Consider the following 12,100-nt stretch of genomic DNA (forward strand, 5'->3'; position numbering starts at 1 on the left):
TGTGCTATTCAAAAGGTTATAAAATAGCTAACTAAGCATGAGTGTAAATAATCCAGCGGGTGGGACATAATAAAGGCTATGAACGTCAGTCAGGAGGAATGGGATTGCACAATAATGTCCACAGACGCATACTCGGCGGACTGATTATTTTATGTTCAGTGGTAGCCGTGTTGGTCCTTAGGCTGGCGTGGATTCAACTGTTTATGAAGGAACAGACGGTCCCTGGAACGAAATATACACTTGCAAAGATGGCGGAAATTCAAAGCGAACGGGAGACTGTATTGGATACTGGGCGGGGGCGCCTGTATGACCGAAAGAGTGAACCCCTTGCCGGGGAAACCATTTGGACGGCTGCTTTTTTTCCTCAAGAGGCGAAGGCTAGGAATACCGTGACGAAGGTTGTATACGAAGAAGCTGAGTCCATGCACCGATTGGCAGCTATCCTTGGAGTGAGTTATGAGCAATTGCTAAACAAGCGCTCTTCCCTTAAAGAACCTCTGCTTTGGCCATCCTCAGTGGGAAAAGGACCGCTCGCACTTACATCCGCACAAGCAAAAGAAGTGAGTGCGCTGGGGATCGACGGAGTAGGCGTGCTTCCCTTTGCTCGCAGATATGATGGAAATTCAACTGGACGGCAGTGGCTTGGATATTTATCGGAAGCGGTCCCAAACACTGATGGGAAGGCATCGCCATCGGGGCTGAGAATTCCGATGACAGGAACGGACGGGTTAGAAAAGACCCTGGAGCCGTTGCTTCGAGGCGTCGGGCATACTGAGGCATACGCTCAGGTTGATGCGCGCGGGCAACGTGTCCCGGGCAGTCCCATTCAAGTGCGGGCCCCGGGCAATCCGTATTATCCGCTGTCTTTATATACAACGATTGATAAAAAGCTTCAGGAACAAATAGAGGAGTTAGCTGTCAAAGCTGGAATGGAGGAAGGAGCCGTGGTGGTGTTAGACACCGGAACGGGAGATATTGAAGCCATGGTATCTTTACCTTTTTACGACCCAGAGAAGATATCCCCTGAAGGGGGAGAGTGGAATAACCGGGCGCTGCAGGCTGCTGTACCTGGATCAATCTTCAAAATCGTCACAGCAGCAGCGGCACTAGAAGCCGGGGTCACCTCAGCGGATGAGCTCTTCTATTGTTCAGGGCAATATGAGAAATATGGATTATCTTGTCTAAAAGGAAAAGGACACGGCGCCCTCACGCTGGCGCAAGGGTTCGCCGTGTCCTGTAATACAGTATTTGCTGCGCTGGCAGAGCGCTTAAGTGGGGCGCAGCTTCAAGCGACAGCACTCGCGCTGGGGCTCGGAAGAGATATTAGCTGGCAAGCGGAGAATACGCTTGGTTTTCCAGTTCTTAAGCCACTATCCGGTGAGCAGAAGGGGACGATCTTCACTTCTTTGCTGCCGGATGATCCAGGCGCCAGAGTGCAGACGGCCATTGGGCAGCGAGATGTGCAAGTGACACCACTTCAGGCAGCCAACCTAGTAGTGACGTTACTGCATGGAGGGGAAGTGAGAGCGCCAAGAATTCTCCAGCGTGTGACCTTTGCAAATGGTCAAAAGCTAGAGGATCTGCCGGGTCATCTTTCCCCTTCAACTGCAGGAAGGATCTCAGAATCTACAGCCCGCCAGCTGCTGTCCTGGATGCGTAAAGTTGTTACGGATGGAACCGGCACAAGTCTGCAGAGTACGAAATGGCCGGTTGCCGGGAAATCAGGTACGGCACAAACCCTTGTTAAGGGTGTGCCGCGTAACAATCAATGGTTTATCGGCTATGGGCCGGTGGATCATCCCAGATATGCTGTGTCGGTAGCGGTTGAGAACGTTGCTCCGGACAGTTCACATCTAGCGGTTAAGCTGTTTGGTCAAGTGTTGGATTTACTATCATCGGTTCCCTCTGGAGCTTGAGGTTCAGGTGGTGGCGCAGAGCTGGTATGATTGGAAGCTGGACCGTTAGCTGCAAAGGGCGAAACGATAAATTCCTCTTGCGGAAGATAGATCCAGCTCTGAAGATACCCTTGTTGAATCAGTTCTTTTATCAGAATAAGCAGAATCGGCGAAAGGATCAGACCAGCCATACCGAAAGCAGAAGTGGACAGAATGACGAACGACAGCATAAGGAAGGCTGAGGATACGCCAATCGAATTCCCGGTAATCTTCGGCTCAAGCAATTGCCTAACAATTAGTACAATGGCAAGGAGGATAATTAATCCAATAGCCAGTGAAGTATTGCCCACGATGAACAAATAGATGATCCAAGGGACTAAAATTGTCGTCACGCCAAGAAGCGGCAAAACATCAAATACAGCGCAGACTAACGCCATTGTGATTTCGTTGCCGGTTCGCAGAATAAATAAGCCGACCAGAACTATGGCAAAAGTAATGCTGATCAGAATAAGTTGTGCTTTTAAATAGGACCCGATGGCTTTAAAAACATTGCCTTGTAAAAAGGCAAAGGCGTTCTTAAAAGTTTTTGGCATTTTGTCATGCGCGATTTTACGCCAATCTTTGATCTCCATGCTAAGGAAAAATGCCAAAATGATGGCTATCCCGAAATTGGCCATGAAGGTGGAGAAGGAGCCAAGAATACCGGCCATATATTTTAGAAAAGTAATCAGCCATCCTGTTAGAACATCCGTGGCATCTTTAAAGTAGCCGTTGACCTTGTTCGTAATATCGGGTGGCAAGTTATCTATTTTTTGCTGCAGGTAGGTCGTGGTCTCCACAAAATGCTGCTGCACCACATATGTATATTTAGGGAGGTTCTCTTGGAAGTGAAGGGCCTGGATCGTAATCAGTAGACCGGCACCAAATAATGTACCTAACAGCACAATCAGAAAGAGCAACACTGAAATAGCGGAGGCGAAAGGTTTACCAAGACCACGGCGGTTCAAGAAGCGGGCCAAGGGTTCGATAAGCAAAAATACAAAAAAAGACAGGAATACAGGTGCAGCTAACTGGTACAGTTTACTAAAGGAGAACATAATTAAATAAACCGTGAGGACAATTAATCCGATGTCAAAAAATGTGCGCCAATATTTTTTGTATAACGGCAGCATAGATATAAACAACTCCCTTTTTTTATAAGTGGATATGCCAGGTTGATTACATTGTACATGATTTTACTTTAAAAGCGTCTATTTCTTTGATACATGTGTTAAAATAGGGGGTAACGTTTTTTTATTCTACTTCACTTGGCCGTTTCACAGGTTCTGCTTGCAGACATTAGGCGAGCCAAAGTCAACTCTGGAAAAGCGGGGAATTAATATGCAGACTTTGCTGCTCTGGTTATTTTACATCTCATCATTTTATGCTTTTATCCCTGGTATGATCAGCCGGATTTTTGGTTACCGTGTCTTTCGTAAAGGAACTGGGCGAAATGAATTCGCTCTGACCTTCGATGATGGACCTGATCCTCGATTTACACCATTACTGCTGGAATTACTGAAGAGGTATGATGCAAAAGCGACCTTTTTTGTAGTAGGCTCTAATGCTGAACGTTATCCTGATCTTATTCAGCGTATCCATGATGAGGGACATCTCATCGGGATTCATAATTATGTTCACAAGACGAACTGGCTCATGCGGCCAGCAACCGTCCGCCGGCAGATTCAACGTACGAATGATATTATTTATAATATTATTGGCGAACGCAGTACGTATTACCGTCCACCTTGGGGCATTGTCAATTTATTTGATATTTCCAAACGACGCCAAGTTGAAATTGTGCTTTGGTCGGCAATGTTTGGCGATTGGCGTGAGAAGCTCGGCGCCGAAAAACTTACTGAGAAGATGCTGGCCCGTCTAAATCCCGGGGAAGTGATGTTGTTGCATGATAGCGGCACAACGCTGGGTGCAGATGCGGATGCTCCAGGGAATATGCTTGTGGCTCTTGAGCAGACACTGGAGGAAGCCCGTAAACGGGGACTCCGCAGCATTCGGATTGACGAAATGATTAAGATGGCTGAGACTTCACCTATCCGGCGCTTATCTTTTGGTAAACGGGTGCTTGTAGGACTTTGGTTAGCTTGGGAACAGGTATTTCAAGCTCTTTTTCATCTCCAAACGATTACTCCGTCAGATCCTTTCCTGCATTATCGGATGCGGAAATATCAGGGCGAACCGGTTGAACTCGAGGGTGGAGAACTGCTGCGTAAAGGCGACAAAGTCATTGAGCTGCACATCGATAATAAACAGTTGTTCGAATTAGGAATTCATTCACGTTCTTCCGCTCAACTAGCGATTCGAATGATCCGCAGAATGGAAAAGGATCTGCCCATTCTTGCTGAGATCATTGCCAAGGATGTGGATCTTGCAGAAGCCAAAGCGCTTTACGGAGTCAGCATGATTAACCGGGGACCGGAGAAATTCGGCTTTACCGTACGTGATTTGCCGGATGGCTTATTCGCACGTTCCTCCAAATTTTACTTAAGGATCCTGTTAAGTGTGATTCATCCAGCAGGTGGGGCAAGGCTTAAAGAACGGAGCGAGGTCCTTGTGCCGAAGCTTATCCTGATGCCTGTCTCAGAGCTGCTCAAAAAGATGAATCAACAGCTGCCTCATCATCCGAAAACTGCAAAAAAACGCAAATCGCAACAGGAAGAATCGTTGTCACTTAATGATTCGGTTGCGGAAGTAGAAATGCCAGGTGCGACAGTAACAAATTGATTCATGATCTTATTGATAAATATTATACAGTGGACGTGTAAAGAGATGTTCTACAATCCAACGTTGGGTTGTGGAACATTTTTTTGTTGGGATAATTAAAAAAAGAGCAGCCCGCCAGTAAAAATACTAAGGTGGGACTGCTCTTGCTTGTTTTAATATTCTTTTCTGCTAAAGGGATTAGATCTTCAGCACAGCGCCGTTACTTGCGTTGGTAACCATTTTGGAGTAACGAGCCAGGTAACCAGTTTTAACTTTAGGTTCGAATTCTTTCCAACCTGTACGACGAACTGCTAATACTTCTTCTTCAACCAGCAATTCAATCTTCCGGTTGTTGAGATCCAGTTCAATGATGTCTCCATCCTCAACAAAAGCGATCGGACCGCCTTCAGCTGCTTCTGGAGAGATATGACCGATACTGATTCCGCGGGAAGCCCCCGAGAAACGACCGTCTGTAATCAGACCGACCTTAGCACCCAGCCCCATACCCACGATTTGTGAAGTAGGCGCCAGCATTTCCGGCATTCCAGGTCCGCCCTTAGGACCTTCATAGCGGATAACGACTACATGGCCTTCTTTAACTTTACCGTTAGCGATACCTTCCAGTGCAGCTTCTTGGGAATCAAAGCAGATCGCAGGACCTTTATGATATCCGCCTACTGAAGCATCAACTGCACCAACCTTGATGATAGAACCCTCAGGAGCCAAGTTTCCGTAAAGTACGGCCAGACCGCCTCTTTCGGAGTAAGGGTTGTCGATAGTATGAATTACGGAAGTATCTTGGATCTCGTGTCCGATTACGTTCTCGGCTAATGTTTTGCCGGTAACGGTCATACATTCCCCGAACAGAGCACCTGGTTTCTTCAGCAGTTCATTCAATACAGCACTAACGCCGCCCGCACGGTCCACATCTTCGATAAAGATATCAGAAGCTGGAGCCAGCTTAGCCAGATATGGAACACGGTTTGCAACTTCGTTAATGCGTTCAAGCGGATAATCGATACCTGCTTCTTGAGCTAATGCAAGGGTGTGCAGCACTGTGTTAGTAGAACCACCCATTGCCATATCCAGTGCAAATGCGTTATCAAGGGATTCTTTAGTTACGATATCTCTTGGTTTAAGATCCAGCTTAATCAATTCCATCAGTTGTGTTGCGGATCTGCGAACAAATTCTCTACGCTCATCAGCAACAGCCAAAATTGTACCGTTACCTGGCAATGCCAGTCCAAGTGCTTCTGCAAGGCAGTTCATGGAGTTGGCAGTGAACATTCCGGAACAAGATCCACAGGTTGGACAACCGAATTGTTCTAATTCAAGCAACTCTGCATCGTTGATTTTGCCGACTTGGTGAGCACCAACGCCTTCAAATACCGAGGTCAGAGAGAGCTTGTTACCTTTACTATCTACGCCGGCTTTCATTGGGCCGCCGCTTACGAACATGGTTGGGATGTTAACACGCAGTGCGCCCATCATCATGCCCGGTGTAATTTTATCACAGTTAGGGATGCAGACCATGCCATCGAACCAATGCGCGGAAACTACGGTTTCCAAGGCGTCAGCGATGATCTCGCGGCTTGGCAGTGAATAACGCATGCCGATATGTCCCATAGCAATTCCGTCATCTACGCCGATCGTATTGAATTCAAAAGGAACGCCACCAGCTTCGCGAATCGCTTCCTTAACGATTTTACCGAACTCTTGCAAATGCACATGCCCTGGAACAATATCAATATAGGAATTGCAGACCGCAATAAACGGCTTTCCGAAATCTTCTTCTTTTACTCCGGCTGCTCTCAGGAGACTACGGTGTGGAGCACGGTCAAAGCCTTTTTTAATCATGTCTGAACGCATTTTCTTGGCTGCCATAATGACATTCCCCCCTAAATGAATTTCAATCAAATATAGTGTCGCATTAACGCAATGAACTCCAAAGACCTGCGTATATACGGTTTATAGAAAGAACGGGGACCTGCTTCCTCAATAAGAAAAGCGATGCCGTTTCTATAAAAAAAGCCGCTGTTTTGGTATAAACAGTTACCGCCTAAAATGAACGGAGAAGTCATTGTTATTAGTGAGTCTATCACAAAGAGCACGTTTTTTCTACCGGACAATGTGAAGTTTGTCGATTGACGCAAAGCGTGGGAAGTGGAGGAAAAGCTCATTTTCGAAAGGAAAGTGCTTTATTTGGAAAATGGATCAGGGTTCGGATGTATCTATTTACCACTCTAGACAACTTTAGGAGAGCTGAGTATGATGGGAGTTATTATTTTATGGGAGGTGCTGGAAAATCGGGATTTGTGTATTATTATCGCCGCGGTGGATCGTTTTTACGGGGATGAAAAGCTAAGGAGGGAAAGGGAATGTCACAGCGTACAACTTATTTAAATCCAATTGTAGCAAGCTCAGGAGACCCATGGGTATTCAAACATACCGATGGATATTATTACTTTATGGCCACAAAAGCTAAATGTCTGGAGCTGACGAGATCTAGAACCTTGACCGGCCTTGCGGAGGGCGACAAGAAAGTGATCTGGTCTCCCGAACCGGGGGGCAGCTACAGTTACAATCTGTGGGCGCCGGAAATTCATCATTTGGACAACAAATGGTACATTTACTACACTGCGAATGACGGAGGAGGCGACGATTCACGACGGATTTGCGTGCTGGAGAATGAAGAGGCAAACCCGCTGGAAGGGCAGTGGGTATGGAGAGGTGCTTTGCAGACACCTGTCCCAGGGTTGGATGGAACAGTAATGTCTTTGCGGGATCAGCTGTACTTTCTGTATGCGGGATATGGTCATTTCCCTGATTATGGGTCGGCTATTTACATTATGCGAATGAGTAATCCTTGGACCTTGGATGGGGAGCATCACCTGCTTACCGCTCCAACTCTGTCATGGGAGAAGCAAGGTGGCATGGCGATTAACGAAGGTCCGGTAATTTTGCGGCGCAACAATCGTATTTTCATGGTTTATTCGGCAAGTACGACTTGGTCTGAGGATTATGCACTAGGGATGCTAACCATGAGCGAAGCGGCAGATCCTTTGCAACCGCTGTCATGGGAAAAATCAATGTCGCCTGTATTTTGCAAAAGTGTAGAGAACGGGATTGTTGCCACGGGGCACAATAGCTTCACACGATCTCCTGATGGCAAGGAAGATTGGATAGTCTATCATGCGCTTCCTTCCGCTGGAGCGGATGTGTCTTTGCGAGCAACCCGTATCCAGAAATTTGGGTGGAAGGTGGATGGCACACCGGATTTTGGGGTTCCTTGTAGGGATGCGCTTGCTCAGACCGTACCGTCGGGAGAATAAGAATAAAACAGAAAAACAAGATTGAAAAGGCCATTCATTACAGAAAAACTGTAATGAATGGCCTTTTCATGTAATGCAGATATTTTTATTCGCTGTCGATAATAATTGACGAAAAACGCCTGTGTTATAAGGGTTTTTTCGCCAAAATACAGGGTGTTTAGTACGTTTTTTAATAGGTTTGTAGTTGGTGTAGCCATATATTTGTTTGAGAAAAGTTCGTAAGATTACAAAATTATTGTATGAAAGCGTTGACATATGGATTTTGGATGCTTATAATTCGATCTGAGATACAGAAAAACTGTATTAATCAAGGGGAGTTATCTACAGGGCAAAAAGGAGCGTGGTTCCAAGCTTTGGATTTGCTTAAGGCGTTGTGGCAAATATTTTATAGTGGGAGGTTAAGTATGAAGAACAATGCAAAGCGTTTTTTTAGTCTTTTATTTGTGTTAATACTGATCATTTCGACTGTAACAGCATGTAGTGGCAACAGTGCAAACAATGGGGCTGATAACGGTGGCTCCAACAACAAAGAGAACGAGAGCACAGCCAAAGACCCGGTTGAGTTTACAGATATCAGCGCAGACATACGCGGCAATACAGCCCCAACGCAAGAGCAAATCGACGAAGTTAATCATTCCTTGAATGATACATACCTCGGCGACGTTTTCGATGAAGTCATTCCAAATGATTACTCAGCTTATCCTGTTAAAGGTGATGTGGTTCTGGATGTATGGATGCCTGCGAATTCCAATATTCCGGATATGAACAATCATGCTGTCCAGAAGCAGGTGGAGCAATTAACGGGAATCAAAGTAAACTTCATCACGCCGCCAATCGGCCAGGAAGCGGATGCCTTCACGCTGATGATCTCCTCCGGTGAACTGCCTGACATTATCATTGAGCCGGGACGTTATCCGGGAGGTTTTGAAGCGGGCGTAAATGACGGCGCTTATATCGATCTGACAGATCTGATGGAGAAAAATGCTCCGAACTATACGAAGTGGCGCAATTCGGATGAATCAAGAAGAAAAACCACGGTCACGGATGACGGCAAGCTGCTCGGCTTTTATGGCATCGCCCCATATTCAGAGTGGACTTGGTTTGGAACGTTGATTAAGCAAGAGGCGCTGGATAAAACAGGGCTTGAAGTTCCAAATACGATTGATGAATGGCATACCTTCCTGACAAAAGCAAAGGAAGTCGGATACAAAGCACCACTTAATTACGGCTCTACTTACGGCCAGATTTTTACCGGCATCATAAATGGCGCATATGGAGTATGGGATTGGACGTTCCTTGATGAGAATGGCAAAGTGGCTTGGGGGCCAGCACAGCCGAAAGCTAAGGAATATTTGACCACCATGCAGCAATGGAACAAAGAAGGATTACTGAACCCGGACTGGGCAACGGCAGACTTTAACCAGAGAATGGCGAGTGCCATTTCGGGAGATACCGCGATGATGATGGACTCTCCGGATACGATGTGGAGTTATTGGAAAGAGCAAAGCGGTATCGACTTTGTGGGCGCACTGAACCCGGTTCTAAACAAAGGAGATAAGTCCGCAACCACGTACAAAAATTTCAAAAGAGCGGGGATCGAAGCTGCGATCACAACGCAAAGCAAAAATGTAGAAGCGGCAATGGCTTGGCTTGATTTTAATTACAGTAAAAAGGGCTGGGAATTGATTAACTTTGGTGAATACGGCACGGTCCACCTGATTGATGACACGGGAATGCCTTATTATCCAGAGAACAGTTATATCTTTAAAGACCCTGAAGGTCAGCCCGTATCGACAACCTTATGGAAATACCGGATGCACAACTGGCCGGATATCCGGGATGAGCATCATTCCAACCCGCTGATCGCTGCCAAAGGAAGTTATTCGGGAGACATTCGCAAGAATTGGACAGAAAATATGGACACCAGTATGGCTATGCCACCTATTTCCTTTACCAAGGATGAAGCTTCGCGGGAAGCCGAGCTTGGAAACCAGCTGTCGACACTGCGCGGAGAGTATTTTGCAAAAATCATAATGGGAGACCTGCCGGTAGATGCCTATGATAAATTTTTGAAAGAAGCTCAGAGCATGGGACTGGAAGAGTTTTTGAGTATCCATCAGGCAGCCTTAGATCGATATAACAAACGATAGGTGGTTGTTTTATGGAAATATTACGAAAAAACAGAGCGATAAAGCCCACTCCTCAGGACGCCAAACCTAAAAATACCAAGCTAGTGATTAAGAAGGATTTGAAAAAGAACTGGTTTGTCTATCTGTTGGCCGTCCCTGTTGTAGCATGGTTCCTGATTTTCTGCTACGGGCCGATGTGGGGGGTTATGATCGCCTTCAAGGATTTTAAACCCCTGCTGGGGTTTGGCCAGAGCGAGTGGGTAGGGTTTAAGCACTTTATTGATTTTTTCCAAGGGCCTTATTTCTGGCGGGTCGTTAAAAACACCCTTCTCCTCAATGTTTGGGGGATTGCCTTTGGATTTACAGCCCCGATTATTTTGTCCTTGATGCTGAACGAAATCCGTGGGGTTAAGTTTAAAAAAGTGGTCCAAACGATCACCTATATGCCGCACTTTATTTCCCTGGTGGTGGTATGCGGGATCATTCATATCTTTGCCGCAGATGAAGGGATTATCACGCAAATCCTGCAATTTATTACCGGAAAAGAGTACTCTTCACTGCTCGGCTACTCTTCGTTCTTCCGGCCGATTTATACCTTCTCCGGCATTTGGCAGAGCATCGGCTGGGATAGCATCATCTACCTTGCGGCGATGAGTTCCATCGATACTTCATTATATGAAGCTGCTGAAATTGACGGAGTGGGACGGATTAAAAAAATGTGGCATATTACGCTGCCGCAGATCAGCCCAGTTATCATCATTCTGTTTATTTTTGCCATCGGCGGGTTGATGTCATCCGGGTACGAGAAGATTATCCTGCTGTACAATCCTCTGATCTATGATACGGCGGATGTTATTGCCTCTTATGTTTATCGTCGCGGTTTAAGAGAAGCCAGTCTTAGTTATTCTACGGCTGTGGGCTTGGTCAGCTCAATCGTTAACTTCGGGCTGCTCTGGATGACCAATACAATAGCCAAACGCAGGTCCGAGGTCAGCTTATGGTAAGAAAGAGGGACAGCTATGAAAGATAATTTGCAGCGTAAAACGAAAAAAAGACGAAAACATAAATCCATCGGCGACAGAGTGTTTGACGGCACGCTTTATACTCTGCTGACCGCATTAACCTTGGTGTGTTTTTATCCGATCCTGCATATCCTGTTTGCTTCCGTCAGCGACCCCGGCATGTTGATTGCTCATAAAGGGATTTTGCTGAAACCGCTGGGGTTCACTTTGGATGGCTATAAGCTGGTGTTTAAAGATAACAGTCTGATCAACGGCTATAAAAACACGATTATATATGTAGGGTTAGGCACATTAGTCAACATGATCATGACCATTCTGGGAGCTTATGTATTGTCCAGACGAGGTTTGTATTTCAAAAACTTTATCATGATCCTGATTACAATCACCATGTTCTTTGGTGGCGGGTTGATTCCTTGGTTCTTATTAATGAAGGATATTGGTTTGTACAATAATTTGTGGGCCATGATTTTGCCAAGTGCTTTAAGCACATGGAACATTATTATTTTACGAACTAGCTTTCAAGCCATTCCGCAGGAATTGGAAGAGGCGGCTACTATTGACGGGGCAAGTCAGGCCCATATTTTAACGAATGTGATTCTACCGCTGTCCAAAGCTACGCTGGCCGTAATCTTTTTATACTATTTAGTTGGGAACTGGAACTCATGGTTTAATGCGATGGTGTTGTTGAAGGACAGACAGCTGTTCCCGCTGCAGCTATTAATGAAGGAAATATTAGTAGCTAATGATGCAACCGCAACCTCGATCGGCAGTGCAGGCGGGGTAGTCATCGATAGCGCCCAGAGCCAGACGGCTTTCCGCGAGCTGGTTAAGTATTGCGCGATTGTCGTTTCTACGCTTCCTATATTAATGGTATATCCTTTCTTGCAAAAATATTTTGTTAAAGGTGTTTACGTAGGTTCGATTAAAGGATAGCGGGCAAAAAAACAAGTTCATCTTATATA

The 12,100-nt window shown here is 45.9% G+C and carries 8 protein-coding genes; 6 read left to right on the plus strand and 2 right to left on the minus strand.

What is annotated here, in order from left to right:
* Nucleotides 1-104 precede the first annotated feature (104 nt).
* Nucleotides 105-1,916 carry a peptidoglycan D,D-transpeptidase FtsI family protein gene (locus NSS82_RS09235; RefSeq protein ID WP_370511302.1) on the plus strand — a complete coding sequence of 604 codons (1,812 nt, stop codon included), beginning with the start codon at nucleotides 105-107 and terminating at the stop codon, nucleotides 1,914-1,916.
* Here NSS82_RS09235 and NSS82_RS09240 read toward each other — a convergent pair.
* The gene (locus NSS82_RS09240) at nucleotides 1,874-3,067 is read right to left on the minus strand and encodes an AI-2E family transporter (RefSeq protein WP_038569524.1); all 1,194 of its coding nucleotides are present in this window, start codon (nucleotides 3,065-3,067) and stop codon (nucleotides 1,874-1,876) included. The two genes, NSS82_RS09235 and NSS82_RS09240, sit on opposite strands and share 43 nt — an antisense overlap.
* 208 nt (nucleotides 3,068-3,275) lie before the next feature.
* Between NSS82_RS09240 and NSS82_RS09245 the strand changes: the two genes are divergently transcribed.
* Complete coding sequence (locus NSS82_RS09245; RefSeq protein ID WP_036680965.1) at nucleotides 3,276-4,676, plus strand: polysaccharide deacetylase family protein; 1,401 nt, start codon at nucleotides 3,276-3,278, stop codon at nucleotides 4,674-4,676.
* A 177-nt stretch (nucleotides 4,677-4,853) separates the two neighbouring features.
* Here NSS82_RS09245 and ilvD read toward each other — a convergent pair whose 3' ends face one another.
* A complete protein-coding gene (ilvD, locus tag NSS82_RS09250; protein ID WP_036680967.1) occupies nucleotides 4,854-6,539 on the minus strand; it encodes a dihydroxy-acid dehydratase in 1,686 nt (561 codons plus the stop codon).
* Nucleotides 6,540-7,033: 494 nt separating this feature from the next.
* Here ilvD and NSS82_RS09255 point away from each other — a divergent pair, with 494 nt between their 5' ends.
* The 4 genes from NSS82_RS09255 (at nucleotide 7,034) to NSS82_RS09270 (ending at nucleotide 12,071) form a co-directional block, all read left to right on the plus strand.
* Nucleotides 7,034-7,987 (plus strand): glycoside hydrolase family 43 protein, encoded by a 954-nt coding sequence (locus NSS82_RS09255; protein WP_076272358.1) that lies wholly within the window; start codon nucleotides 7,034-7,036, stop codon nucleotides 7,985-7,987.
* A gap of 404 nt (nucleotides 7,988-8,391) precedes the next feature.
* Complete coding sequence (locus NSS82_RS09260) at nucleotides 8,392-10,137, plus strand: extracellular solute-binding protein (RefSeq protein ID WP_036680971.1); 1,746 nt, start codon at nucleotides 8,392-8,394, stop codon at nucleotides 10,135-10,137.
* A gap of 11 nt (nucleotides 10,138-10,148) precedes the next feature.
* Entirely contained in the window at nucleotides 10,149-11,120 is a 972-nt protein-coding gene (locus NSS82_RS09265; protein ID WP_076272357.1) for an ABC transporter permease, read from the plus strand.
* Nucleotides 11,121-11,135: 15 nt separating this feature from the next.
* Nucleotides 11,136-12,071: a carbohydrate ABC transporter permease gene (locus tag NSS82_RS09270; protein ID WP_036680976.1), complete on the plus strand. Its 936-nt coding sequence runs from the start codon at nucleotides 11,136-11,138 to the stop codon at nucleotides 12,069-12,071.
* Nucleotides 12,072-12,100 lie beyond the last annotated feature (29 nt).

The organism is Paenibacillus sp. FSL H7-0735 (assembly GCF_038008505.1).
Taxonomy (GTDB): Bacteria; Bacillota; Bacilli; order Paenibacillales; family Paenibacillaceae; genus Paenibacillus_AQ; species Paenibacillus_AQ odorifer.